Genomic DNA, 26,373 nt, shown 5'->3' with positions numbered 1-26,373 from the left:
GCACAATGACCTGACGCCGGTTAAAAGTCATCATACAACAATCCAGTTTTTGTATGTTGACATTATTTCTTTCCAATCCTACCGATATCGCCCCTGGAGGAACGACGTGGCGGGACTGACCGATCCGGATCTGCTTTTTGCCGCCGAAGGGCGCGCGCTGTCGATCGCGCGCGATCTCCATGCCGGCATCAAGGACCTGCCGATCATCAGCCCGCACGGCCACACCGATCCGCGTTGGTATGCGCTCAACGAGCCATTCCCCGATCCCGCGCAATTGCTGGTGGTGCCCGACCACTACATTTTCCGTATGCTGTTCAGCCAGGGCGTGCGGCTGGAAGATCTCGGCGTCCCGACCCTCGACGGCTCGCCGGTCGAGACCGATCCCAGGGCGATCTGGCGGCGCTTCGCCGAGCACTATTACCTCTTCCGCGGCACGCCGACGCGGTTGTGGCTCGACCATGTGCTCGAGCATCTGTTCGGCATCGAAGAGCCGCTCAACGCCAGCACCGCTAGCCGCCATTACGACACCATCGCGGCGCTTTTGCAGCGCGACGATTATCGCCCACGCGCGCTGTTCGAGCGCTTCAACATCGAGGTCATCGCGACGACCGAGGGCGCACTCGACGATCTCCAATGGCACAAGACGATCCGCGACAGCGGCTGGCAGGGCCGCGTCGTCACTGCCTACAGGCCGGATGCCGTCGTCGATCCCGACTTCGAAGGATTTTCTGCCAATCTCGATCGCCTGGGCGAGATCGCCGGCTGCGACACCGGCACATGGGTCGGCTATCTCGACGCGCATCGCCAGCGCCGCGCCTTCTTCAAAAGTTTCGGCGCAACCTCGTCGGATCACGGCCATCCGACGGCCGAGACCGCCAATCTTTCCGATGCGGCGGCGGAAGAGCTGTTCAACCGCATCCGCCGCGGCTCGGACGACGAGCGCGAGCGCAAGCTGTTTCGCGCCCAGATGCTGACCGAAATGGCCAAGATGAGCCGCGACGACGGGCTGGTCATGCAGATCCATCCCGGCTCATGGCGCAACCACTCGCCTGGTGTTTTCCAAAAATTCGGCCGCGACAAAGGCTTCGATATTCCGACCCGCACCGACTATGCCGCGGCGCTCAAACCCTTGCTCGACTGCGTCGGGCTGGAGCGCGACCTCTCCATCATTCTGTTCACGCTCGACGAGACCAGCTACGCGCGCGAACTGGCGCCGCTGGCCGGCGTCTATCCGGCGTTGAAGCTCGGGCCGGCCTGGTGGTTCCACGACAGTCCGGAAGGCATGCGCCGGTTCCGCGAGATGACCACCGAGACCGCCGGCTTCTACAACACCGTCGGCTTCAACGATGACACCCGTGCCTTTCCGTCGATTCCCGCCCGTCACGATGTGGCGCGCCGGGTTGACTGCGCCTTTCTCGCCCGTCTCGTCGCCGAGCACCGGCTGCGTGAGGACGAGGCGCATGAGCTGGCGCGGGAGCTTGCCTACACGCTTGCCAAGAAGGCGTACCGGCTGTGAGCCGGGCGCGTGGAATTTTAAAAGGGAGGAAGACAGTCATGTTGCATTTTTCAAAACTGGTGGCAGCCACATTCGCCTTCGGCTCGCTGATGATCGGCGTTGCCGGCGCCCAGACCGTACTGCGCTCGGCCGACACCCATCCGGACGGGTATCCGACTGTCGAGGCGGTCAAATATCTCGGCGAGCTCATCAAGGAGCGCACCGCCGGCCGCTATTCGGTCGAGGTCTATCATTCGGCGCAGCTCGGCGAGGAAAAGGACACGATCGAGCAGACGCAGACCGGTGTCATCGATCTGAACCGCGTCTCGATGGGTCCGTTCAACGGCATCGTGCCGGAAACCGCCGTGCCGTCGCTGCCCTACATGTTCCGTTCGGTCGAGCACATGCGCCATGTCATGGACGGGCCGATCGGCGACGAGATCCTCAAGGCCTTCGAGACGCATGATCTGGTCGGCCTTGCCTTCTACGATTCCGGCGCCCGTTCCTTCTACAACACCAAGAAGGACATCACCTCGATCGCCGATCTGAAAGGCATGAAGTTCCGCGTCATCCAGTCCGACGTGTTCGTCGATATGGTCAACGCGCTTGGCGCAAATGCCACGCCGATGGCGTATGGCGAGGTCTATTCGGCGCTCGAAACCGGTGTCATCGACGGCGCCGAGAACAACTGGCCCAGCTTCGAATCCGCCAAGCACTACGAAGTCGCCAAGCACTATACCGTCGACCAGCACCAGATCGTGCCGGAAGTGCTGGTGATGTCGAAATCGAGCTGGGACAGACTGACGCCGGAAGACCAGGCGATCGTCAAGCAGGCGGCCAAGGATAGCGTCGTCAAGATGCGCGAATTGTGGGACGCGCAGGAGAAGAAGTCGCGAGAGATCGTCGAGAAGGCCGGCGTCAAGGTCAGCGAGATCGACAAGCAGCCGCTGATCGATGCGATGAAGCCGGTCTACGACAAGTATCTGAAGACGCCGGAGCTCAAGGACCTCGCGACGCGCATCCAGGCGACCAAGTGATTTTCTGGCGGGGCGGCATGGCGCCGCCCCGCCAATCGCTTTTAGGGGACGGAAAGACCGGGAGGATCGGATGACTGCGGGAACGGCCAGGAGCGGAGCGCCACCGCGCTTCAGCGCGGTGCTTTCGAAGATTTGCGACGGTGCGCTCTATCTCGCGGGCATCGGGATGGTCGCCATGACCGCGCTTGTTGCCTACCAGGTGTTTTCCCGCTTCGTGCTCAACGCGTCACCGAGCTGGACCGAAGTCACCGCCATCATGCTGATGAACTGGTTCATTTTCCTGGGCGCTGCCGTCGGCGTGCGCGAGAATTACCATATGGGCTTCGACGTGCTGCTCTACATCCTGCCCAAGGGCAGCAAATGGGCGCTGCGCACCCTGTCCGACCTGATCGCGTTCGGCTTCGGCTTCGGCATGGTCTGGTACGGCTGCAAGCTGGTCGGGCTGACCTGGCGGACCATCATCCCGGCGCTCGAGCTTCCCGGCGGTTTCGACTATCTGCCGCTGGTCGCCGGCGGCTTTCTGATCTGCCTGTTCTCGGCCGAACGCATCGTGCTGCGCTGGTCCGGCGCCGACATCGACAAGGATATCAATCTCGAGGAAGTGCCGGAAATGCCGGCCGTGCAGGAGGCCTAGATGGAACTCTGGATCCTGTTTGGCGTCTTCACGCTTTTGATGTTTGCCGGCACGCCGATCGCCTTTTGCCTGGGTGCGGCGTCCTTCGCCACCGTGCTTTATCTGGGCCTGCCGCCCCTGGTGGTGTTCCAGCAATTGAAGTCGGGCATGTCGGCGTTCTCACTGATGGCGATCCCGTTCTTCATCTTTGCGGGCGATCTGATGGTGCGCGGCGGCATCGCGCAGCGCATCGTTTCCTTTGCCGGCTCGCTGGTCGGTCATGTCCGCGGTGGGCTCGGTCAGGTCAACATCATCGCCGCGACGTTGTTCGGCGGCATTTCCGGCTCGGCTGTGGCGGAAGCCGCTGCCGTCGGCGGGCTGATGATCCCGCAGATGAAAGCGCGCGGCTACGGCGCCGACTACGCCGTTAACGTGACCTCAATGGCGGCGCTGATCGCGCTGCTTCTGCCGCCGTCGCAGAACATGATCATCTATTCGATCGCCGGCGGCGGCAAGATTTCGATCGCCGACCTGTTCACCGCCGGCATCCTGCCCGGCCTGCTGTTCGCCGCTTCGCTGATGGTCACCGCCTATTTCGTCGCCCGCAGCCGCGGCTACCCGGTCGAGGCCTTTCCCGGCTTCTCGCGTGTCGGCCAGCTGGCGGTCATCGCCATCCCCGGACTTCTGCTCATCGGCATCATCTTCGGCGGCGTTCGCTCGGGCATTTTCACGGCGACGGAAAGCTCCTGCATCGCCATCATCTACGCCTTGCTGGTCACCGTCTTCGTCTACCGGTCGATGGCCTGGGGCGATTTCGTCCATGCCACAAAGGGCGCGGTTCGCACGACCTCGATGGTGCTGCTGATCATCGGCACGGCGGCCTCGTTCAGCTGGCTGATGGCCTATCTCAAAGTGCCGGTGCTGCTGATCGCAGGCATGAACGCCATCTCCACCGACCCGCTGGTGGTGCTGCTTCTGCTCAACGTCCTGATGCTGCTGCTCGGCACCTTCATGGACATGGGGCCGATGATCATCATCTGCACGCCGATCTTCCTGCCGTTGGTCACCCATTACGGCGTCGACCCCGTGCATTTCGGCGTCATCACCATCCTCAATCTCGGCATTGGGCTCAACACGCCACCGGTCGGCACGGTGCAGTTCGTCGCCTGTGCCGTCGGCAAGATTACGGTCTGGGAAGCGATGCGCTCGATCTGGCCGTTCTATGGCGCGGGCATCGTGGTCCTGGGGCTGGTGACCTATATTCCGGCGATTTCGCTCTGGTTGCCGAGCGTGTTCAAATAGGGCGTCTTCAAATAGACGTCTTCAAACAGGGGTGCGATATGGCATCGGATAGCGCTGTTGATCTCAGGGTCGAGAGAAAACCCAAACTGTCGGAGACCGTCGTCGCAGCGATCCGCAAGCAGCTGCAGGCGGGCGAGATCCTGCCCGGCCACAAATTGCCGACCGAAGGACAACTGACCGAGACCTTCGGCGTCAGCCGCACCGTCATCCGCGAAGCGCTGGCCAAGCTCGCCGCCGACGGGCTGGTCGAGGCGCGCCAGGGCGCAGGCGTGTTCGTCACCGAGCACATCTCAACGATGTTCGGCGCGCTCGCCGCCGACATGGGCAGCAAGGATTCCATCGCGCTCAATGTGCTCGAAGTGCGCCTGGCCGTCGAAATCGAATCGGCCGGGCTCGCCGCCATTCGCCGCAACGCCGCGCAGGAAGCAGCGATCCAGGAAGCGTTCTTCGAATTCGAACGGCTGCTTCTTAACAGTGAGCCGACCGGCCCGGCCGATCTCGCCTTCCACCGGGCAATCGCCAGCTCCACCAACAACCCGTTCTATGTCGAGATGCTCGATGTGCTCGGACGCCGCGCCATTCCTTGCGACGTGACCTCGCCCTGGTCGACCGAACTGGTGCAATCCGACTGCTATCAGCGAGGGCTGCAACGCGAGCATCTGGTGATCCTGAATGCGATCACCTCAGGCGACGCCGAAGCCGCGCGCGAGGCGATGCGCGCTCATCTCACCGCCAGCCAAGAGCGCTACCGCGAGCGGCTGCACGCCCGCCAGGTCTACTACGCCGACTCGGTCAAGGCGTCGGCAACCAAATAGCCATTCATTCAGCTGGAGCAGCAATGACTCAAAGTCACCCGCATACCGATTTCACCTCGCGTTTCGCCATCGACCCGGTCGCCGCTGCTTCCATGGGCACCGACGAACTGCGTCACAATTTCCATATTGACGACCTGTTCCAGCAGGGACGCATCAGCCTGACCTACACCCATTATGACCGCATGATCGTTGGCGGCGCCGTGCCGGAAGGGACAGCGCTGCCGCTGGAGGCGATCAAGCCGACGGGGACCAAGAATTTTCTCGACCGCCGCGAGCTGATCATCGTCAACATCGGCGGCGCCGGCTCGGTGACGGCAAATGGCGAGGCCCACCAGTTGCAGGCACGTGACATGCTCTATCTCGGCATGGGCAGCACCGACGTGTCGTTCGCGTCGGCCGACAAGGCAGCGCCGGCCAAATTCTATCTGCTCAGCGCCCCGGCGCATCACACCCATCCCAACCGGCTGTTCCGCATCGGCGACGCCAAGCGGCTCGACCTCGGCAGCAAGGAAACCTGCAATGAGCGCTCGATCTTCCAGTTCATCCATGCCGATGGCGTCAAGACCTGCCAGCTGGTCGTCGGCATGACGCAGCTGGCGCCGGGCTCGGTGTGGAACACTATCCCTTGCCATGTGCATGACCGGCGCATGGAGGCCTATCTCTATTTCGACCTGCCGGAGACAGCGCGCGTCTTCCATTTCATGGGCGAGCCGGACGAAACGCGGCATCTGGTGATGGCTAACGAGGAGGCGGTGCTGTCGCCGGGCTGGTCGATCCATTCGGGGGCCGGCACCTCGAACTATGCCTTCATCTGGGCGATGGCCGGCGACAATGTCGACTACACCGATGTCGACCCGGTGCCGCTGGGTGAATTGCGTTGAGCGGCCCTTCCTCCTTCAGCCTGGCCGGCAAGCGTATCCTGGTCACCGGCGCGAACACCGGCATCGGCCAGGGCATCGCCGGCTCGATCGCGCGCGCCGGCGGCACCGTCATCGGTGTCGGCCGCTCGGCGATGGACGACACGGAAAGACAAGTCGCGGAAGCCGGTGGCCAGTTCGAGGCGGTGCGATGCGATCTTGCCGACCATGCGGCCGCCAAGGCGATGCTCGACCAGGTCTGGGAAAAGACCGGCCCGATCGACGGGCTGGTCAACAATGCCGGCATCATCCGCCGCGCCGATGCGGTCGATTTCTCCGAGGCCGACTGGGACGACGTCATCGACGTCAATCTGAAGACGCTATTCTTTCTCAGCCAAGGTTTTGCCAGGCGCGTGCTGACCGACCCGAGGCGGCGCGGCAAGATCGTCAACATCGCCTCGGTGCTGAGTTTCCAGGGCGGCATCCGCGTCGCGTCCTACACCGCGTCGAAACATGGCGCGCTCGGCATAACCCGGCTGCTGGCCTGCGAATGGGCGGCAAAAGGCATCAACGTCAACGCGATTGCGCCCGGCTATATCGAAACCAACAACACCGAGGGGTTGCGCGCCGATCCCGACCGCAGTGCTGCCATCCTGGCGCGCATTCCGGCGGGACGTTGGGGCGGGCCGGAAGACATAGGCGATGCCGCCGTGTTCCTGCTGGCGCCGGCGTCCGACTATATGCATGGCGCGGTGGTTCCCGTGGACGGCGGCTGGCTGGCGCGATGAGGAGATGGTCATGATTGAAGCCAAGATTTTCGCACAGCCCGGCGAGAGCGCCTGGACGCCGACGCCGGACGGCAACAGACGCCGCGTTCTCGTCTCCACCGATGAGCTGATGATGGTCGAGTTCGGCTTCGACAAGGGCGGCGTCGGCGCACTGCATTCGCACCCGCATGTCCAGGCCAGCTATGTCGCCGAAGGTCGCTTCGAGGTGACCATCGACGGCCGCACCGCGACCATCGAGACCGGCGGCAGCTTCATCGTGCCGTCCAATCTGGTGCACGGCGTCAAGGCGCTGGAGGCCGGGCGCCTGGTCGACAGCTTTACCCCGCACCGCGCCGATTTCCTGGCCTGAACCTTTTTCGGCAATTCCAGAAACAGGAAACCCGCGCCTCCTGGGGAGGCGCGGGTTGTTGCCTGTGCGCTCGTGGCGCAGCGGTACTCGAAACATCGCCGCAGGGTTGGACGGTGCCGCAACATGGTGAAGATAGGTTTAACGATGCCAATCAGGTCGATCGCCGGTGGGGTGTTGCTGCTTGTTGTGGTCACGCAGGGGCTGCGCTAATCGTTCTGGCCACGCCGCTGCTTCGGGCGGCCGATCGCAAAAACATCAGTGATGCAGATATCGATGACAAGCGTGCCGACGCACGATCCCAAACGGCGCGTCCTCAAGGACGTGTTCGGCTTCGACGATTTCCGTCCCGGACAGGCCGCGGTGATGGAGGCGCTGCTTGGCGGCCGCCATGTGCTGGCCGTCATGCCAACGGGTGCCGGCAAATCGCTGTGCTACCAGGTTCCGGCGCTGGTCAAGGGTGGGCTGACCATTGTCGTTTCGCCGCTGGTGGCGCTGATGCAGGATCAGGTCGCGGCACTGCGCCTCGCCGGCGTCGCCGCCGATACGATCAATTCCTCGATCGACCGTGATGCCAATGTCGCGGCATGGCGCCGCGTCGCGTCGGGCCAGACGCGGCTGCTCTACCTCGCGCCGGAACGGCTGATGACCGAGCGGATGCTGGATGCGCTTGCCAGGCTCGATGTCAGCCTGATCGCCATCGACGAGGCGCATTGCATTTCGCAGTGGGGGCCGGCGTTCCGGCGCGAATATGAAGACCTTTCGCAACTGCGTGGCATCTTTCCCGACGTACCGATCATTGCGGTGACGGCGACGGCGGACGAGACGACGCGGGCAGACATCGAGAGACGGCTGTTTGGCGGGCGTGTCGAAACGCAGGTGCTTGGCTTCGACCGGCCCAACATCAAGCTTGCCATCGAGCCCAAACAGGACAGCAAGCGGCAGTTGCTCAATTTCATCGGGCGCCATCAGGGACGCAGCGGCATCGTTTATTGCCTGTCGCGCAAGAAGACCGAAGAGATGGCGGCGTTTCTCGAAAAGAACGGCGTGACCGCGCTCGCCTATCACGCCGGGATGAGCAAGGAGGCGCGCGATGCGAATCAAAACGCCTTCATGACCCTGTCGGGCGTCGTCATGGTGGCGACCATCGCCTTCGGCATGGGGATCGACAAGCCTGATGTCGCCTATGTCTTCCACACCGATCTGCCCGGCAGCCTGGAAGCCTATTACCAGGAGATCGGCCGTGCCGGTCGTGACGGGCGGGCGGCTGAGGCGCATATGCTTTACGGCCTCGGCGATATCCGCATGCGCCGCATGTTCATCGACGACGAGGACGCAGCCGTTGAGCACAAGCGCCGCTCGCATGGCCGGCTCGATACGCTGATCGGCTATTGCGAGACGGCCGAGTGCCGCCGCCAGGTGCTGCTCGGTTATTTCGGTGAAGAGGCGGTCCCTTGCGGCAATTGCGACAATTGCCTGGAACAGGCGCCGCGCACCGACGGCACCGCCGAGGCGCGCCTCATCCTGGCGGCGGTGGCGCAGAGCGGCGAGCGCTTCGGCGCCGGCCATGTCATCGACATCCTCATCGGCCACGAGACTGAAAAGATCGCGGCAAGGGGGCATCACAGGCTGGCAGCCTTCGGCAATGGCACCGCGCACAAGAAGGATTTTTGGCAATCTATGATTCGCCAGCTGGTCGCGAACGGTTTCCTGATGCCGGACCCGGCCGGCCATGGCGGGTTGGCCATCGCGGACAAGGGCCACGCACTCGGCCGGGGCGAGGTGCCGTTCCAGTATCGGGTCGAGATGCGCACGCGCGCCGCGCGCCGCGCGGCTCGCGCCGGGCAGAGCCCCCAGAGCGAAAATGTAGATGCGTCGCTGCTCGCGGCGCTCAAGACGCTGCGGCTGCGTCTGGCCAAGGAACGCCAGGTGCCGGCCTATGTGGTGTTTTCGGATCGTACACTGATCGACATGGCCGAGCGTCGTCCGCAAGACCTCGACGATTTCGCCGGGGTGAATGGCGTCGGCGCCGCCAAGCTCAAGGAGTTCGGCGCGATTTTTGTCAGCGCCATTGCCGCGCACCTTTCCGAGACGCCAGGCTGAAAGGGGTTTTGCTGGACCAAAGCCCGATCCGGCATCAGTACGCCTTCAACTTGCCCGCCCGCTTATCCTTTCATTTTGGCGCTACCCTGCCGTAGGGGAATGGCCTTCCAAATTGTATGGAACCGTGACGACAACACACATTCCTGAATCTATGCGGTCGATTCTTCGGATGTAGCCGTGACTATGGAAACCCGCTGTTGCGCGCGGATGGCGGTTTTCTCGGCCTTGGAGACGCTACGTCGGCAGCCGCTATCCCTGACCCGAATGGTATGATTCAGACCATCTTTGTTGTTGAAAACCCGCTTTCGACGGGAGTATAAAACTCGAGGTTACCATTGCTTTTCGTATAGAGGCTGTGGTGGAAACGTGGGTCCAATCCGCAAAGCATTGCCTTGCGTGGAAGTGGTCGAAGCCGGCGGCGAATGGTCCGTTCCTGTGGCCAAGGAAGACCAGGAAATTACCCGATCATTCGTGATTGAACCGTTTGCGCTGTCCTATGCTGAGGGCCAGCGGATACGCCTGCATCTCGACAAGTTCGTTCGTCTGTAGAGAGGCTAAGCCCGATGAAAGACCGGTGGGAACCTGACCACCAGTTCATTGAAAGCGCCCGCCGTAGCCAGCTCCGAGCGGAGAGCCAACTGGACTCCCTGCAATCGACCATCGCCGAAACGCGACGCGTCCTAGAGGCTTCACGGAAGCTCTTGGAAAAGATAGGGAATGGCCGGTGCAGGTTGGGCATGCTTGTGGGGCTTCACCGCACCGGCCACTGCGGGAAGATATGAGGCCCCCCCCCGCGCCGCCTAAGATATAGGCATATTAGCAATCGCGCAATTAACCCTATTGCGCTACCCAGCCGTAGAGGCAAGGAAATCGGAGAAGTTGGTGCCGGTTAACCGCCAGCACGCGAGCAAGTCATTCTGAAAGCATGAAAAACGCGATTTTGCTCGTGCCAATTGAGCGTCTGAAATCTAGTTCCTCCTGCCGATTATCCCTAAGTTAACTGGAATACTTATATCCCCGAAGGGTTGCGAATCAGTCGATTGTCAAGCGCATGCCATGGAGCAAGCAAGGGATCGATTTGAGCAGAAGGGCCGCAGCGGTCGAAGCGCGCTGGGAAATCCGAGCGGCTTCGGCAATTGTCCGCTCTGGCTCGCCCGCTACAACTCGACTCGCGCAGTGTGGACGGAATCACCGGCCATGTGGACGAGAACAATCTGGCGATGTCGTTCACCGAGTTTCGTTCGCGCTACAGCCTCTAAGGGCAAGGTAATCAAGGCGCTCGGATCGCCGCCTCAGGCGGCTTCGCGTTCGGCCTGCGCAGTCAGGTCCGGCTCCCGGCGGCTGTACTGCCGCGGCGAACAGCCCATGACGCGCTTGAATGCCGTGCTGAAGGCGCTTTCGGATTCGTAGCCGAGCGCCAGCGCGATGACGGAAACCGGATCGCCGGAATGCATCAGCCTGTCGCCGGCCAGCATCATGCGCCAGCGCGTCAGATAATCCAGGGGTGAGGCCCCGACCGTCTGCTTGAATCTGAGCGCAAAAGTCGATCGCGACATGCCGGCGCGCTCCGCCAGTTGCTGCAATGTCCAGCCATGCGCCGGGTCCTCGTGCATGGCGCCGATCGCCGCGCCGATCTGCCTGTCGGTGAGTGCGAACAGCCAGCCGACATTGCCTTGCGCGGTCATATGCAGGCGCAAGGCCTCGATCAGGATCATGTGGGCGAGGTGCTCGACGATGAGAAAGCCGCCGGGACGCCGCTGGCGCAATTCCTGCATCATCCGCTCCACCGGCCAGCGAAGCGCCGAATGGTCGCTCTCGCCGCGGATGTGGACGATGGGCGGCAGCATCCGCAAGAGGATGCCGGCATGGTCGCCGGACAGCGTGAAGCGACTGCTGACCAGGAGGAAATCGCCGCCGCCATTATGGACGGTGATGCCGCCGGTCCGCGCCGGTGAAAAGATCGTTCGCGCATCGACCGTCGGCAGGCCGAGATCGCTGGCAAGGCGGAAAGGCCGGCCGCGCGGCAACAGGAAGCAGTCGCCCACGTCCAGCCGCACCGCGTCAGGGACGCCCTCGACCGACAGCCAGCATCGGCCGGACACCACGGCGCCGCATTTGATGGCGGCCTGCTGGTCAGGAAACTGGATCGCCCAGTCGCCACCGGTTTCCAGCCCAGCCGACAGGTAATTGCGCGGCTTCAGTAGCGACAGCACGTCTGACAGCGGATCCATGAGCGTTCTCGGACGATTGCGAAGATATCTCGGATTTTACAGTATAGATCGTATGATCTCAAACTTCTATCTCCTTCGCAACGGGCTGGCTGTACGGCGTTCGACAAAAACCAAGGAGAAATCATCATGCGTGTGTTCGTTACCGGGGCTACCGGTTTTGTCGGTTCGGCTGTTGTGCGGGAATTGCTCGGGGCGGGCCATCAGGTGCTTGGCCTCGCGCGGTCGGAAGCAGGTGCGGAGTCGATCGTGGCCGCGGGTGCCGAGGCGCATCGCGGCGATATCGAGGATTTCGACAGCCTGCGCAGCGGCGCTACCCAATCGGATGGCGTCATCCACACGGCCTTCAACCACGACTTTTCGAGATTCGCCGCCAGTTGCGCAGTTGACCAGCGCGCCATCGAAACGCTCGGCGCGGCGCTCGAGGGTTCCGAGCGGCCGCTGCTTGTCACCTCCGGCCTCGCCGGTTTTGCGCAGGGAAGGCCGGCAACCGAAGACGACAAACCCGCGCCTCCATCGGCCGCCATGCCGCGCGCTTCGGAAGCAACGGCCGTGGCGCTCGCAGCGCGCGGGGTGCGCGCATCGACGGTGCGGCTGGCGCCGACCGTCCATGGCGAGGGCGATCACGGTTTCGTGCCGATGCTGATTGCCATTGCGCGTGAAAAGGGCGTCTCGGCCTATGTTGGCGACGGCGCAAATCGCTGGGCGGCGGTGCACCGGTTCGACGCCGCCACCCTGTACAGGCTGGCGGTGGAGAAGGGGGCGGGCGGCGTCAGCTATCATGCGGTTGCCGAACAGGGCGTGGCGAGCAAAGAGATCGCCGAGATCATCGGCCGCCGGCTCGGCCTGCCGGTCGCTTCCATAGGCCCCGAGGACGCGGCTGCGCATTTCGGCTTTCTCGGGCATTTCATCGGCAGGGACTTGTCGGCGTCAAGTGAGCAGACCCGCACTGCGCTGGGATGGCAGCCGACCGGGCCGGGGCTCATCGCCGATCTCGATCGTGCCCGCTATTTCGAGGCCTGATCAGGCCGGCCAGTCGCGTTGCATTGCACGACCGACAGCCTGGCGATCAGCGGCAGTGCCAGCAACACGGCCAGACGCAGCCCGCCGAGCGGGCAGCACCGTCGTGCTGCTGGAACCGCCGCCACATCTGTATGGCGGCAAGCAGAACGAACACGGCGTAGGCCGCCCGCAGCCCGGACGACCTGCTCGCCCGTCGCCGGAAAGCCGGCGAAGGCATGGCCTCGTCATGGCAGACCTACCTTGTTACGGGGATGCGCGCGCGATTCCCGCGCCTAGTTAGAGATCGCCCTTCCTCACCTTGCCGTAAACGATATTCCGGTTCGAGCCATAGTAGACTTTCGCGTCGAAAGGACTCCCGCCGAGGGCGGCATTGATGATGTCCCACATATCGTCGGCCGAACGTAGGATGAGCGGCCAATCCATGAAAGTCTCCATGTAACCATCCGTCGTTATCTCGTCGCTGAAATTGGCAAACAGGAATTCGCCACCGGGCTTGACGAGTTCCATGGCTCTTTGAAGCAGGCGGACGCCGATGGCACGCGGCAGGTAATCGTAAAGCCCCGATGCGTAGACGAGATCGAATGTGCCAAGGGCGTAGGCGCGGCGTAGGATGCCGCGTACGGAACCCTGGACTGCCTCGACTGCCGTGCCGGCAAAGTCGTGGTTCACCGTGGCTACGCTGACGGGGTCCTGATCCAGGCCGATCCAACGTTGCAGTTTATGCCTGGCCAACGCGTCGGAGCGTTCGGCTTCCCTGAGGTGGCCGCAGGCAATCGCCAGCACCTCAGCCTTTTCCACACTGCTGGCCGTCTCGTCCACGGTCCTGGCCAGAATATCCCGCCGCTCGCGCCCCGCCACCGAACTGGCAGCTTCACTGGTGTACGCATAGATTTGCCGACCAAGTAAGGTCGACGAGGCCACGATCTCGTCGGCGATCGGATGCTTGTAGTAAATATCCAGCAGGCCTGCATCGCCCGAATACCCGCGCGGTTTTTCGACCGACCACCGCGTGAACGGGTCCTGGAGCAAATATTCCGCGACCCGATGCTGCTGAGCCAAAGGAACGAGTTTCTGCCAAACCGCGGTAGCAACCTGCCGGCGGAGCTTGTGGAGTCGCCCCGCCAAACGATGGACGACGGGGGCGGCCGGTTTGTTTCGCGCAAAGGCTTGATGAGCAAGGTCCAGTATCAGGGCGAGCTGGGCCGTGCTGTCCCTCAACTCGTCGGAGTCAGCCGCCTCTTCGGAGGTCGCAACATGTTTCTTCATCAGCCTGGTGGTGACCAGGCTGTATTGGTCGAGCTGCAGTTTTGGCTTGATAGGCATGCCGTTTACTCTCCGGTTTACCGCCCCGGTCCCCGGCCAGCAGCATAGGTGCGCCGCCAACCAATGCTAACAATTTTAATAAAATTTTAGTAAAATTTTAATCAACGGAACGGCCATCAATCCTGCAAACTGGCTAAATCCGAACCGCCCGTTTACCCTCGGTTAGCGACATCTGACTTTTCTTGCGGACAGGGACGTCTTCATTCCCCGACCGCAGGCGACGTCGGCTGTTGCATTCGCTACTGCAGATCGCGGAGGAGCGTTGCGATGCAACTGAGCGAGGACGTTGCCCAGAAGGTGGCGGCAGCGATTGGACGTCCGCGGTGGCATTCCGCCGATCCGGAACTCCTGACACTGTTCCTGCAGAAGGATGCCGATGAGAATCGCAGCCTTGTGCGATGGGGTATTGCGGCTGCTGTATTCAGCTATGTGGCCTATGGCCTTTTCGATTGGTTTCTTTTTCCGGATATCGCCGGCCGGCTTGTTTTGACGCGCGTTACGCTAGGGATCACTTCCCTGGCGCTTGTCGAATTTGTCGCCCGACGGGGCTTTGCCCTTGCCACCTTGCACCTTGTAGCAGCGCTGGCGATTGTATCCGGTGCCCTTGGGTGGCTCGTCTCCGCTGTTGGAACAGAGCATCAGGATGCCCTCTCCCATTTCATGGTTTTTGGCACCGTGTTCATCCTGGGTGCGAATCTGTTCTTCAACTTCCGTTTTTGGCTTTCAGCCCTTGCCTCCGCGACGGTCGCCGCAAGCTTTGTGTACGCCGCGATGTTCTCCCTTCAGGCCGACATCGCCGGTCGGGTCGTGTTGTCGGCCTATTTCGTGAACTGCCTCGTCTTGTCGCTTTATCTTTCGTGGCGGCTGAGCCTGGAGCGTTACCAGACCTTCCTGCACGCGCTTCGGGCACAATTCCAGGAGCAGGCTGCTATCAAGAAGGGGCAAAAGCTAACCGAAATCGCCGACACCGATCCGCTCACGGGAATGAAGAACCGCAGGGCGATCATTCGAGAATTCTCGGAGCTGCGCGAAGACTGGGCCGCGGACGACGACGAGATAGGGCTCATTCTGATCGACGTCGACTACTTCAAAAGGTTCAATGACGGACTTGGTCATCAGGCCGGCGACGATTGCCTGATCAAACTCGCCCATGTCCTCTCCGAGATGGCGGCTGCCAACAACGCCATCGCGGCCCGCTATGGCGGAGAAGAATTCGTCATTCTCTGCAAGGTCACCGGGCGGGCTCACCTTCATGAGATAACGAAGAAATTCTGTCGCGCTGTAGAGGATTTGGATATCTACCACCCTGATCGGGGCGACAAGCTCAACATCGTAACGATCAGTGCCGGGGCGTCGTTGACGCGCGCCGATCAGAGCATAGAGCTTAGAATCCTGCTGCAGGAAGCTGACCGCGCGCTCTACGCGTCCAAGTTTGCCGGTCGGGCTACGTTCACGATTTACGACCCGCATGCCACCAGCCAGGATCGCTCCGGCGAAAATCTTTCAGAACTGCTGAAGGTGGCAGTTTCCAACCAGCTCGTTTCTGTCGCCTACCAGCCAATTCGCGAGCTGGCGTCGGGACGCGTGCTGGGCCACGAGAGTCTGATGCGGGTATGCGACTTCGACGGCACCATGATCAGTCCGTCCGTATTCATACCCGTTGCCGAGCAGACCGGAGCGATCGTGGAACTGGGTACGTGGCTGATCGATCGAGCCTGCGGTGACATGGCGGAATACGGATTGGGCTCGGTCGTGACGGTGAACGTCTCCGTTCTTCAGCTCAAGGCTCCTAACTTTTCACTCCGGATCACCGAGATTCTTGGCAGGCACGGCCTTGCGCCCCAGAAACTGGCCATCGAAATCACCGAAGGCAGTGACATCTTTCTGGAGGCGCAAGCGGTAAGAAACGTGGAGCGGTTGCGAAAACTCGGCGTTCAGATCTGGCTGGACGACTTCGGAACGGGATTTGCCGGCTTGACATGGCTCCGCCGCTTCAAATTCGACGTGGTCAAGATTGATCGCAGCTTCCTCCACGATTGCCAGACGTCTCGTGGCTTGAGCCTGTTGCGGGACATGGTCGGGCTGCTTCGCAATCTCGGCCATGTCGTGCTCGCCGAGGGCGTCGAAACGGAGGAGCAGTACATATTGCTGCAGCGCCTGGGGGTAAATTTGATGCAGGGCTTCCTCACCGGGCATCCAGTCCCGATCGAAGAGGTTAACCAAATAAGGCAAGGCCTTGTTGCCTAGCGGCAGCCTCTACGCTGAAGCTTCGGAGGGCATCCTGCTTCGTTCCGGTCCCCCCTACGCTACTTCGTAGCTTCGGGCGACACTCCTACGCCCAGATGCGGTTCCGGGTGGCCTGCCACCCGAAGCCCGCAGGGCGTAGGGTGGCGGAGAGGGAGGGATTCGAACCCCCGATGGGCTTGCACCCATGCCGCATTTCGAGTGCGGTGCATTCGACCACTCTGCCACCTCTCCGCGGTCATGGTCGGCCGTTGCCGGCGCGGCGCACTAGATAACGGCTGGGCGGGCAGGTTACAAGGCCAAATCCGCGGGGAAATTCAGCTTCCTGTGCGGGCTTTGCCGGGAGGGCTGCGCCGCGGCCACGTCGGCAGATAGGCCAACCGGTCTCGACCAGAGGGATCGGGCGCGGCAAGGAGGCCGCATGGCCAAGGAATCCGGCCGTTTGCCTTGACTCGTACCGAACCTTCGGTTAGGGGAAGCGCGCAATCGGCGTGGAGGGTTCTTCCACGCCGCTTGTTTTTCGAACCCGCAGACTGACAAAAAGACGGCCGAACCGCGTGACGCGGCTCATCGAGGCCGACCGAACAGCGAAAGGCAAAAAATGTTCGCAGTCATTAAAACGGGCGGTAAGCAGTATCGCGTTGCCGCCAACGATCTCCTGAAGATCGAGAAGCTCGAAGCCAATGTCGGCGATATCGTCGAAATCGGCAGCGTCCTCGCCCATGGCGAAGGCGAAAATGTCACCTTCGGCGCCCCGTTCGTCGATGGCGCTCTGGTCACGGCGGAAGTCGTCGAGCAGGGCAAGAACCGCACCGTCATCGCTTTCAAGAAGCGCCGCCGGCAGAATTCGCGCCGCAAGATCGGCCACCGCCAGCTTCTGACCACCGTGCGGATCGCCGAGATCCTGCTGGGTGGCGCCAAGCCTTCCAAGAAGGCCGCAGCCAAGGTGGAAGCCAAGGAAGTCAAGGCTGACGTAGCGCCCGAGGCGAAGGCCGAGGCCGCGACGAAGGAAGCCAAGGCGAAGAAGGAAGCCAAAGCCGAGGTTGCTCCGAAGGATGAAGCCAAGACGGAGGCCGCCGTCGCCGCGCCGCTGTTCAAGGCGCCGAAGGGCGAGCCGGACGATTTGGCCGTGATCAAGGGCATCGGCCCGGTTGCCGCCGGCCAGCTGCACGAGCAGGGCATCACCACCTTCGCCCAGCTTGCCAAGCTGTCGGACAAGGACGTGGCCAAGATCGACGCGCACATGCCCTTCAGCACCGACCAGATCAACGACTGGCGCGAGCAGGCCAAGGAACTGGCGAAGAAGTAAAACGAACCGGCGACAAGGTCGCCGGATCGGACTTGAAACGGAACGCGAACGCGTTCATAAGACCATTCAAGCGCCCCAGGGCGCATCGGAGTTAGTTAGATGGCACACAAGAAAGCTGGCGGCTCGTCGCGCAACGGTCGCGACTCGCATTCCAAGCGTCTGGGCGTGAAGAAGTTCGGCGGCGAAGCCGTCATCCCGGGCAACATCATCATCCGTCAACGCGGCACCACCTGGCATCCCGGCGTCAATGTCGGCATGGGCACGGACCACACCCTTTTTGCGCTCGAGACCGGCGCAGTCACCTTTAACAAAAAAGCCAACGGCCGAACCTACGTATCGGTCAACCCGATTACCAAAGCCGCGGAGTAGCCGGTTCCGCACTATAAAACCGGCGCCCATCTCGGGAACCGGTGTCTGGCCAAACCAGTGAATGGAGCCAGGAAAAGGATCAGGGGAGATGGGTTTTCCATCTCCCCTTTTTTCTTGCCTGGAGGACGTCGAATGGTTGCCGAAGCGGAAGACACCGAAGACGAAAGTTACGCGATAGATTGCCCGGTGCTGGCCACGGAGCGGCTGGTGATGCGCGCCCCGTGTGAAGCCGACATCGCGCAACTGGTCGAGCTTGCCGACAACCGTCACGTCGCCGAGATGCTGGCCCGCATGCCGCACCCCTATGGCGAGGCCGAGGCACGCGCCTTCCTGGCTATGACCCGGTCGCGCCGGGCCGGCATCGCCTACGCCCTGACGCTCGCCGGCACCGATATTTTCGTCGGCTGCGCCGGCCTCAACATGACCGATCGAGGGCTGGAACTCGGCTACTGGATCGGCGAGCCCTATTGGAAGCGCGGCTATGCGACGGAGGCCGCGCACGCGTTGGTCGACCTTGCCTTCCAACGGACGTCGATCCACGTGCTGCAGGCTTCGACGCGGGTGATCAATCCGGCCTCGCGCCGGGTCATCCACAAATGCGGCTTCCAGTATGCCGGCCAGGGCATGCTGAACTCGATCGTCGCCGGCCAGGTGCCGGTCGAGCGGTACCGGCTGGACAGAAAGACCTGGATCAGTCTTCGAAACTGGGTGCATTTCTAGGTGTTTTGATATTCAGGTGAGGCCGGCCTGCAAACGCGGGTCTTATGCGCTTCCGGTGCACGTACTTAAGTACACTCCGCTCCGGTTCTCGAAAACCAGTGTTTTCGGCTCGGCCTGACCTGAATCTCAACACCTAGGCGCGTGCCTCCAAACGACAGGTTTGGAAACGTTGGTTGTGGATCGGGCTCAACTCAGCCCATCTCGACCCAAATCGGGAGATGGTCCGAACCGACCGCTTGCGGGTCGACCCACAGGCGCTTCAGCGATCCGGCGAGCGAGGCCGAGGTAAAGATGTAGTCGATGCGCTTGTGGCGGCTTGTGTCTTCGGGTCGCGTGGGATCGACCCAGGTGACGACGTCTGGTGTGTTCAGGCGCTGGGCGACGTCGACGGCGAGATCGGCGGTCAAGGGCATGCCGAATTCATGGTCCGGGCGGCCGACGAGTTCGACATATTCGGGCGAGCCGGGCAGCATGTTGAAGTCGCCCATGACGATGAAGGCTTCGGGATAGGGCAGGTCCGGCAGGCCGATCTCGGGAATGCCGGAGAGACCGCCGCCCTCGAAGGCATAGTTCAACAGGCGCTGGCGCAGGAAACGGATCTGGCTGGCGCGCTCAACCGGACTGCGATGGTCGAGATGCGTGGAATAGAAGCGGATGAAGCCGAGCGGGGTCTCGACCAGCGCCTCGAGTGCGCCGCGCTGGAAGTTCATCGCCTCAAGGCTGCGGCTGCGCGGCAAAAGCAGATTGCGCGACAGATGGATCGGCGTCTTCGACAGCACCATGTTGCCGAGCTGGAAAGTGGTGGTGATGGCGCGGCCGGCCTCCAGGCGCGAGCCGACATTGACCTCGAAATTGCTGCCGTAGGCGGCAAAATATTCGGGCAGCGCCTCACCGATCTCGGCGACCATGTCGCGGTTGCCGTTCCTCGGATTGTTGCGGGTCACTTCCTGCAGCGCGATCACGTCGGCGCCGCGAACCGCCTCGGTGATGCGGCCGAGATCGTAGCGGCCATCCAGACCGATACCGTACTGGATGTTGTAGCTCACAACCTTCATTCCCGCGCCCCTCAAGCTCCGTCCGCGAACACTGCTACCGCGTCCCCGACAAAAGGGCATCCGGCGCTTTAGTCGCAAAACGGCCTCGCCCTTGGCCGCGCCTTGGTTTAGAGCAAGGCGCAAGATCTAGAGCAAAGCCGCAAGGCCAACAGAAACTGCGTAGTCCAATGAAATTTCTCGATCAAGCCAAGGTTTATATCCGCTCCGGCGACGGTGGCGCCGGCTCTGTGTCGTTCCGGCGCGAAAAATTCATCGAGTTCGGCGGCCCGGATGGCGGCGACGGCGGCCGCGGCGGCGATGTCTGGCTGGAAGCGGTCAACGGTCTCAACACGCTGATCGACTATCGCTATCAGCAGCATTTCAAGGCCAAGACTGGTGTCCACGGCATGGGCCGCAACATGACCGGCGCCAAGGGCGCCGATGTGACGCTCAAGGTGCCGGCCGGAACCCAGGTGTTTGCCGAGGACAATGAGACGCTGATCTGCGACCTGACCGTGGTCGGCCAGCGCTTCCTGCTGGCCAAGGGCGGCAATGGCGGTTTCGGCAACCAGCATTTCAAGACCTCGACCAACCAGGCGCCTCGCCGCGCCAATCCCGGCCAGCCCGGCGAAGAGATGAATGTCTGGCTGCGGCTGAAGCTGATTGCCGACGCCGGCCTGGTCGGGCTGCCAAATGCCGGCAAGTCGACTTTTCTGGCAACCGTCACCGCGGCCAAGCCAAAGATCGCCGACTACCCCTTCACCACGCTGCATCCAGGTCTCGGCGTTGCCCGCATCGATGCGCGCGAATTCGTCATCGCCGACATTCCGGGCCTCATCGAGGGCGCGCATGAGGGTGTCGGCATCGGCGACCGGTTCCTCGGCCATGTCGAGCGCACGCGTGTGCTTTTGCACCTGGTCTCGGCGCAGGAGGAAAATCCTGGAAAGGCCTACAAGACCGTGCGCGCCGAGCTGGATGCCTATGGCAATGGGCTGATCGAGAAGGTCGAGATCGTGGCGCTGAGCCAGGTCGATATCCTCGACGCCGATGAGCGCAAGAAGAAGGTTGCGTCGCTCAAACGCGCTGCCGGCCGCGCGCCGATGCTGCTGTCGGCGGCCACCGGCGAGGGCGTCGAAGCGGTGCTGCGGGCGCTGATGGCGGTTGTCGGCGAAGCGCGCGACAGGGCTGCCGCTCCCGTCGAGACCCGCTGGGACCAATAGCGATGACGGCGCAATCGCTGACAAAATACCGGCGCATCACAGTCAAGATCGGTTCGGCCTTGCTGGTCGACCGCACCAGCGGCCTGAAGCGCGACTGGCTTGCCTCGCTTGCCGAGGATATTGCGGTGCTCGCCAATGGCGGCGCCGAGATCCTGGTCGTATCGTCCGGCGCCATTGCGCTCGGCCGCACCATTCTCGGTCTCGGCAAACGGGCGCTGAAGCTGGAAGAAAGCCAGGCGGCTGCGGCCGTCGGCCAGATCGCGCTGGCCGGCGCGTGGTCGGATGCGCTGGGCAAGGGTTCGCTGAAATCGGGCCAGATCCTGCTGACGCTGGGCGACACCGAAGAGCGCCGTCGCTATCTGAATGCCCGCGCGACGATCTCGACGCTGCTCAAGATGAAGGCGGTGCCGGTCATCAATGAGAACGACACGGTGGCGACCTCCGAAATCCGCTATGGCGACAATGACCGGCTGGCGGCACGCGTGGCGACCATGATGGGCGCCGACCTGCTGGTGCTGCTCTCCGACATTGACGGGCTCTATACGGCGCCGCCGGCGCGCGATCCCGCTGCGAAATTCATTCCGGTGGTCGACCGCATTACACCCGATATCGAAGCAATGGCGGGGGCGGCCGCTTCCGAACTGTCGCGCGGCGGCATGCGCACCAAGCTCGATGCCGGCAAGATCGCCACCGCCGCCGGCACCGCCATGATCATCACCTCGGGCACCAGGCTGTCGCCGCTAATGGCGATCGAACGTGGCGAGCGCGCCACCTTCTTCAAACCAAGCCCCAACCCGGTGAAAGGCTACAAAACCTGGATCGCAGGCCAGCTCGAACCGGCGGGCCGGCTTACGGTCGATGCCGGCGCCATCGGCGCGCTGTTGTCGGGCAAATCGCTGCTGCCGGCAGGCGTCAGGCTGGTCAGCGGCAATTTCTCGCGCGGCGACACGGTGGCGATCCTGTCGCCCGAGGGACGCGAGATCGCGCGCGGGCTGGTTGCCTACGATGCCGCCGATGCCGTAAGGATCGCAGGCCTGAAGACAGCGGAGATCGAAACCGTGCTCGGCTACGAGGCGCGCTCGGCGATGATCCACAGGGACGATCTGGTGGTGAGCGATCCGGGTGGCCAGATACGGCCTGCCGGCCAGCTATGGGCCGGGGGCGACGTAAGCGGAGGATGAGCCATGCTGAAACTGCATGAACAATCCGGGGATGACACCGTCGCGCTGATGGCTGATATCGGCCGCCGCGCCCGCGCGGCCGCCCGACCGTTGGCCATTGCGACCGCCGCCGCCAAGAATGCCGCACTCGTCGCCATGGCCGACGCGATCATTTCGCGTGAGCAGGACATTCTCGACGCCAACGCCATCGATGTCTCGAATGGCCACGAATCGGGATTGTCCGGCTCGTTCATGGACCGGCTGAAGCTCGATCCGGCGCGCACCCGTGCCATGGCGGATGGCATCCGTGAAATCGCCGAGCTCAGGGACCCGGTCGGCGATGTGATCGCGGCCTGGGATCGCCCCAACGGCCTGCAGATCGAGCGCGTGCGCACGCCGCTCGGCGTTGTCGGCGTCATTTATGAAAGCCGGCCGAATGTGACGGCGGATGCCGGCGCACTCTGCCTCAAGGCCGGCAATCCGGTGATCCTGCGCGGCGGCTCGGACTCGCTCAATTCATCCGCCGCCATCCATGCCTGCCTGGTCGAGGGCCTGAAGGCCGCTGGTTTGCCTGAGGATGCCATCCAGCTGGTGCCGACCACCGATCGCGCCGCCGTCGGTGAGATGCTGAAAGGGCTTTCCGGCAATCTCGACGTCATCATTCCGCGGGGCGGCAAGAGCCTGGTCGGGCGCGTCCAGAGCGAGGCGCGGGTGCCGGTCTTTGCCCATCTTGAAGGCATCTGCCATCTCTACATCGACCGCTCGGCCGATCTTGACATGGCGGTCAGGATCGCCGTCAACGCCAAGATGCGGCGCACCGGTGTCTGTGGCGCTGCAGAGACTTTGCTGGTCGACCGCGCGGTGGCCTCCACGCATCTGGTGCCGATCCTCGACGCGCTACGCGCAGCCGGCTGCGAGATCCATGCCGATCAGGAAGTGATGAAGCTGTTCTTCGACGCCAAGCCGGCGACCGATGCCGACTGGGTGACCGAATATCTCGACGCCATCATCGCGGTAAAGGTGGTAGACGGGATTGCCGGTGCCATCGACCATATCGAGACGTTCTCCTCACATCACACCGAGGCGATCATCGCCGAGGATGCAGAGGCTGTGCAGCGCTTCTTCAACGAGATCGACTCGGCGATTCTCCTGCACAATGCCTCCACCCAGTTCGCCGATGGCGGCGAGTTCGGCATGGGCGCCGAGATCGGCATCGCCACCGGCAAGATGCATGCGCGCGGACCGGTTGGCGTCGAACAGCTGACCTCGTTCAAATACCGCGTGCGCGGGTCGGGACAGGTGAGGCCTTGAATCATTCGCGTCAGGGCTTGAGGCATTGAGCCCAGACACCCCCCTCTGTCCTGCCGGACATCTCCCCCGCAAGGGGGAGATCAGCTTTTTCTTCCGCTTTCGCCAATCACTAACGTTGCAAGAAAAGTGCCTTTGCCGAAGCTGCTGATCTCCCCCTTGCGGGGGAGATGCCCGGTAGGGCAGAGGGGGGTGCCTAGCACCATGCTGTCGTCCCTTCAGCCCGCCATCCCCTCGCACTACCTCCGCATGCCGCATGCCGAGAAAGGCCTCGCCGTCGGCCTGTTCGGCGGATCGTTCAACCCGCCGCATGCCGGCCATGCGCTGGTGGCGGAAATTGCCTTGCGGCGCCTCGCGCTCGACCAATTGTGGTGGATAGTGACGCCAGGCAATCCGCTGAAGAGCACGAGGGAATTGGCGCCGCTGAGCGACCGGCTGCTGCAGTCGGAGCAGATTGCCAAGAACCCGAAGATCAAGGTCACCGCCTTCGAGGCGGCGCATCATATCCGCTTCACCGCCGACGCGCTGGCGTTGGTCAAGGCACGCAATCCCGGCGTCGATTTCGTCTGGATCATGGGCGCCGACTCGCTTCGCGATTTCCACCGCTGGCAGCGCTGGCGCCAGATCGTCATGACCTTCCCGATCGCCGTCATCGACCGCCCGGGCGCGACGCTGTCCTTCCTGTCCTCGGTCGTGGCCAAAACCTTCGACTATGCCCGCGTCGACGAGGGTGACGCGCCCCGGCTCGCCCGCATGAAGGCGCCGGCCTGGACTTTTATTCACGGCCCGCGTTCGTCGCTGTCATCGAGTGCTATTCGCAAGCAAGCCAAGGGGTAACTCGTAAGGCCAGATCGCCGATGTCGCTTTTACGGCGGCCTTTCGCGATTGGCTGGGCGATGCTGCGCCGGATATGGCCACTTCAGTGAACCAGACCGACATCGGCCCCAATCATGGCGCCCCGCCGGCGCCCGTGATCGCCATTGCCAGCGTAATCGTGTCGATGGCGCTGATCGCGGTCGGCAACGGGTTGATGTTCGCCTATATCCCGGTCCGGCTTGGCGTCGAGCGCTTCGATCCGACCTGGGCCGGGCTGATCATCACCGGCCTGTCTGCCGGCGGACTTGCCGGCTGTATCCTGACCGGGCCGCTGGTGCGCCGCGTCGGGCACGCCCGCGCCTTCATGGTGCTGTCGGCGCTGATAGCGCTGTCGAATGCTGCCATTGGCGCCGGCACCTACCCGCTGCTGTGGATCGCGGCGCGCGCGCTTTACGGTTTTGCAATATGCGGCCTGTTCATCGTCGCCCAGAGCTGGCTCAACGATGCCGTCGCAAACGCCATTCGCGGCCGGGTGATGGCGGTGTTTTACGTCGCCTATGTCGCCGGACTTGGCGTCGGCTATGCCCTGCTGGCGGCGGTCGACATCGCGACGGCGCAGGCGCCGCTGATCGGCATTGCCTTCACCGCAGTGTCGATCCTGCCGGTCGGCATGACGCGGTTGGCTCAACCGCCGCCACCTCGCGCAGCCTCCGTGGCGCTTGGCCGCGCCTGGCGGATCTCGCCGGTCGGCGTGGCCGGCATGCTGGCCGTCGGCGGTCTGTCGATGGCGATCGCCGGGTTCGCACCGATCCATGCCACGGCCAAAGGCTATAGCCAGGCCGATGTGGCGCTGCTTTTGTCGGCGATGCCCGTCGGCACGCTGATCCTGCAGATACCGCTCGGCTGGATTTCCGACCGTACCGATCGCCGTTACGTGCTGGCCGGCGCTGCGGCACTGGCCATCGTCGCCGGTATTCTGGCCATCGGCTTCGACGGCGGCGCGCTGATGGTGCTCGTGGTGATCTACATCGTCTGGGACGGCGCCTCGGAATCGATCTATTCGCTGGCCAGCGCGCATGCCGCCGACCGCGCCGGCAAGGACGACATGGTGGCGCTGTCGAGTTCGTTGCTGTTTGCCTGGTCGCTGTCGGGGTTCATCGTGCCGGGTATCGTGACGGCCCTGTCGGCTGTCTATGGCACGCAGGCCTTCATTTATGTGGCCATCGTCATCGCCACTGTCTTCTGCCTGTTCGTGCTGTGGCGAGTGGCCACCACGCGCGCCGTCCCCGCTACGGAGACCAGCAGTTTCGCGCCGATGTCGGCGCAGGCGCCGCTGCCGGTGGAGCTCGCCTACGCCCCGGAAGATAAGCGCTGAACGGTTTCACAGCTCCTACTGCCTGGTGGCGGCAGTTTCCTGTCGAGCCTCCGGCGGAGGTGCGGGAACCGAAATGGCTTCGGCGTCGAACGCCTGCTTGACGCGTTTGGTGAGATCGATCTGGGTGGCGAAGAAATCCGCCGCCGTGGTCCAGTAGCGCAAGGTGATGGCGACGCTGGCATCGCCCACCGTGGCGACGAAGGCGATCGGCGCCGGCTCTCGCTTGACGCGGCGCTCGCCGCCGGCAACGCCCAGCATGGTTTTCTGCGCCAGGTCGATGTCGTTCCAGGAGCCGATGCTCAGCGTGATGTCTCCGCGGCGCACACCGTTGCGGGTAAAATTGCGCACCGGCTGGTTCCACAGCGTCGAATTGGGCGCCAGCACATAGACGCCGTCTGTCGTTCGGGGCTTGGTGGCGAACAGGCCGATTTCCTCGACGGTGCCGGAAATGGCGCCGACCTCGACATATTCGCCGATGCGGAATGGCCTGAGCGCCAGAAGCATGATGCCTGCGGCGATGTTCTGCAGCGTGCCTTGCAGCGCCAGGCCGATTGCCAGCCCGATGGCGCCGATGGCGGCGATGATCGAGGCCGTCTGAACGCCGAACTGGCCGAGCACCATGATGACCACCAGGATCAGGATGGCGTAGCGCACGATCTTCGAGAAGAAATGGCGCAGCGTCGCGTCGACCATGGATATGGCCGAGGCCGGCTGAGATCGATCGTTCTGCGAGCCCGGCGACGAGATAGCCGACGACCAGCAGGATGATGGCGCCGATGGCGGAGAAGGAAAAGGAAACGATCAGCGTGCTGAGTTGCGCAACGCCAGCCTGCACGGTGAGAAGCGTGTTCTGGGGGTCGATTGGCATCAGGAAAATCCGTTTGGGGG

Annotated in this window: 23 protein-coding genes, 1 tRNA gene and 1 pseudogene; 20 read left to right on the top strand and 5 right to left on the bottom strand. The window is 63.0% G+C overall.

Translation table 11 applies throughout. From position 1 onward, the window contains the following. Positions 1-106 precede the first annotated feature (106 nt). The 10 genes from uxaC to NLY37_RS21245 all read left to right on the top strand — a co-directional run bounded on the left by uxaC (position 107) and on the right by NLY37_RS21245 (position 9,905). A complete protein-coding gene (uxaC, locus tag NLY37_RS21290) occupies positions 107-1,516 on the top strand; it encodes a glucuronate isomerase (RefSeq protein ID WP_023742213.1) in 1,410 nt (469 codons plus the stop codon). Between the two features lie 38 nt (positions 1,517-1,554). Then, positions 1,555-2,532, top strand: coding sequence for a TRAP transporter substrate-binding protein (locus NLY37_RS21285; protein ID WP_023668677.1), 978 nt, complete (start codon positions 1,555-1,557; stop codon positions 2,530-2,532). Positions 2,533-2,602: 70 nt separating this feature from the next. Next, on the top strand, positions 2,603-3,166 hold the full coding sequence (locus NLY37_RS21280; protein ID WP_023688890.1) for a TRAP transporter small permease: 564 nt from the start codon (positions 2,603-2,605) through the stop codon (positions 3,164-3,166). Then, positions 3,167-4,447 (top strand): TRAP transporter large permease, encoded by a 1,281-nt coding sequence (locus NLY37_RS21275; RefSeq protein ID WP_023684106.1) that lies wholly within the window; start codon positions 3,167-3,169, stop codon positions 4,445-4,447. 38 nt (positions 4,448-4,485) lie between these two features. Beyond that, positions 4,486-5,262, top strand: coding sequence for a FadR/GntR family transcriptional regulator (locus tag NLY37_RS21270; protein WP_023742214.1), 777 nt, complete (start codon positions 4,486-4,488; stop codon positions 5,260-5,262). A gap of 23 nt (positions 5,263-5,285) precedes the next feature. Further along, entirely contained in the window at positions 5,286-6,143 is an 858-nt protein-coding gene (gene kduI, locus NLY37_RS21265) for a 5-dehydro-4-deoxy-D-glucuronate isomerase (RefSeq protein WP_023742215.1), read from the top strand. Continuing rightward, complete coding sequence (gene kduD, locus NLY37_RS21260; RefSeq protein ID WP_023742216.1) at positions 6,140-6,907, top strand: 2-dehydro-3-deoxy-D-gluconate 5-dehydrogenase KduD; 768 nt, start codon at positions 6,140-6,142, stop codon at positions 6,905-6,907. The genes kduI and kduD overlap by 4 nt, the downstream gene beginning before the upstream one ends. 10 nt (positions 6,908-6,917) lie before the next feature. Further along, positions 6,918-7,256, top strand: coding sequence for a cupin domain-containing protein (locus NLY37_RS21255; RefSeq protein WP_023684110.1), 339 nt, complete (start codon positions 6,918-6,920; stop codon positions 7,254-7,256). Positions 7,257-7,529: 273 nt separating this feature from the next. Continuing rightward, positions 7,530-9,356, top strand: coding sequence for a DNA helicase RecQ (gene recQ, locus NLY37_RS21250; RefSeq protein WP_245270978.1), 1,827 nt, complete (start codon positions 7,530-7,532; stop codon positions 9,354-9,356). A 396-nt stretch (positions 9,357-9,752) separates the two neighbouring features. Beyond that, a complete protein-coding gene (locus NLY37_RS21245) occupies positions 9,753-9,905 on the top strand; it encodes a hypothetical protein (protein ID WP_023742218.1) in 153 nt (50 codons plus the stop codon). Between the two features lie 743 nt (positions 9,906-10,648). On the opposite strand, the gene NLY37_RS21240 is transcribed toward NLY37_RS21245, so the two are convergent. Next, a complete protein-coding gene (locus NLY37_RS21240; RefSeq protein WP_023693170.1) occupies positions 10,649-11,587 on the bottom strand; it encodes an AraC family transcriptional regulator in 939 nt (312 codons plus the stop codon). 126 nt (positions 11,588-11,713) lie between these two features. On the opposite strand from NLY37_RS21240, the gene NLY37_RS21235 reads away from it, so the two are divergent. Further along, positions 11,714-12,607, top strand: a complete 894-nt coding sequence (locus tag NLY37_RS21235) for an SDR family oxidoreductase (RefSeq protein WP_023698216.1) — start codon at positions 11,714-11,716, stop codon at positions 12,605-12,607. A gap of 276 nt (positions 12,608-12,883) precedes the next feature. On the opposite strand, the gene NLY37_RS21230 is transcribed toward NLY37_RS21235, so the two are convergent. Continuing rightward, the gene (locus NLY37_RS21230; RefSeq protein ID WP_023684116.1) at positions 12,884-13,930 is read right to left on the bottom strand and encodes a class I SAM-dependent methyltransferase; all 1,047 of its coding nucleotides are present in this window, start codon (positions 13,928-13,930) and stop codon (positions 12,884-12,886) included. Positions 13,931-14,197: 267 nt separating this feature from the next. On the opposite strand from NLY37_RS21230, the gene NLY37_RS21225 reads away from it, so the two are divergent. Beyond that, positions 14,198-16,177, top strand: a complete 1,980-nt coding sequence (locus NLY37_RS21225; protein WP_023684117.1) for a putative bifunctional diguanylate cyclase/phosphodiesterase — start codon at positions 14,198-14,200, stop codon at positions 16,175-16,177. A 141-nt stretch (positions 16,178-16,318) separates the two neighbouring features. Here NLY37_RS21225 and NLY37_RS21220 read toward each other — a convergent pair. Next, positions 16,319-16,408, bottom strand: a tRNA-Ser gene (locus NLY37_RS21220). A 367-nt stretch (positions 16,409-16,775) separates the two neighbouring features. Here NLY37_RS21220 and NLY37_RS21215 point away from each other — a divergent pair. The 3 genes from NLY37_RS21215 to NLY37_RS21205 all read left to right on the top strand — a co-directional run bounded on the left by NLY37_RS21215 (position 16,776) and on the right by NLY37_RS21205 (position 18,572). After that, positions 16,776-17,483: a 50S ribosomal protein L21 gene (locus tag NLY37_RS21215; protein ID WP_023684118.1), complete on the top strand. Its 708-nt coding sequence runs from the start codon at positions 16,776-16,778 to the stop codon at positions 17,481-17,483. A 99-nt stretch (positions 17,484-17,582) separates the two neighbouring features. After that, on the top strand, positions 17,583-17,852 hold the full coding sequence (gene rpmA, locus NLY37_RS21210) for a 50S ribosomal protein L27 (RefSeq protein WP_015315190.1): 270 nt from the start codon (positions 17,583-17,585) through the stop codon (positions 17,850-17,852). Between the two features lie 132 nt (positions 17,853-17,984). Continuing rightward, the gene (locus tag NLY37_RS21205) at positions 17,985-18,572 is read left to right on the top strand and encodes a GNAT family N-acetyltransferase (RefSeq protein ID WP_023684119.1); all 588 of its coding nucleotides are present in this window, start codon (positions 17,985-17,987) and stop codon (positions 18,570-18,572) included. A 191-nt stretch (positions 18,573-18,763) separates the two neighbouring features. Here NLY37_RS21205 and NLY37_RS21200 read toward each other — a convergent pair whose 3' ends face one another. Beyond that, positions 18,764-19,627, bottom strand: a complete 864-nt coding sequence (locus NLY37_RS21200; protein WP_023668690.1) for an endonuclease/exonuclease/phosphatase family protein — start codon at positions 19,625-19,627, stop codon at positions 18,764-18,766. Between the two features lie 167 nt (positions 19,628-19,794). On the opposite strand from NLY37_RS21200, the gene obgE reads away from it, so the two are divergent. The 5 genes from obgE to NLY37_RS21175 all read left to right on the top strand — a co-directional run bounded on the left by obgE (position 19,795) and on the right by NLY37_RS21175 (position 25,485). Continuing rightward, the gene (obgE, locus tag NLY37_RS21195; protein ID WP_023693164.1) at positions 19,795-20,826 is read left to right on the top strand and encodes a GTPase ObgE; all 1,032 of its coding nucleotides are present in this window, start codon (positions 19,795-19,797) and stop codon (positions 20,824-20,826) included. Positions 20,827-20,828: 2 nt separating this feature from the next. Beyond that, positions 20,829-22,007, top strand: coding sequence for a glutamate 5-kinase (proB, locus tag NLY37_RS21190; RefSeq protein ID WP_023742219.1), 1,179 nt, complete (start codon positions 20,829-20,831; stop codon positions 22,005-22,007). A 3-nt stretch (positions 22,008-22,010) separates the two neighbouring features. Continuing rightward, a complete protein-coding gene (locus tag NLY37_RS21185; RefSeq protein ID WP_023742220.1) occupies positions 22,011-23,297 on the top strand; it encodes a glutamate-5-semialdehyde dehydrogenase in 1,287 nt (428 codons plus the stop codon). 201 nt (positions 23,298-23,498) lie between these two features. Beyond that, entirely contained in the window at positions 23,499-24,131 is a 633-nt protein-coding gene (locus tag NLY37_RS21180; protein WP_023742221.1) for a nicotinate-nucleotide adenylyltransferase, read from the top strand. 73 nt (positions 24,132-24,204) lie between these two features. Further along, on the top strand, positions 24,205-25,485 hold the full coding sequence (locus NLY37_RS21175) for an MFS transporter (protein ID WP_023742222.1): 1,281 nt from the start codon (positions 24,205-24,207) through the stop codon (positions 25,483-25,485). A 15-nt stretch (positions 25,486-25,500) separates the two neighbouring features. Here the strand turns inward: NLY37_RS21175 and NLY37_RS21170 are convergent. Continuing rightward, positions 25,501-26,353, bottom strand: a pseudogene (locus NLY37_RS21170) (mechanosensitive ion channel family protein). Between the last annotated feature and the right edge of the window lie 20 nt (positions 26,354-26,373).

The organism is Mesorhizobium sp. C395A (genome assembly GCF_030323205.1).
GTDB lineage: Bacteria > Pseudomonadota > Alphaproteobacteria > Rhizobiales > Rhizobiaceae > Mesorhizobium.
Note: the sequence above shows the minus strand (reverse complement) of the source record. Positions and strands in the feature narration are given on the sequence as shown.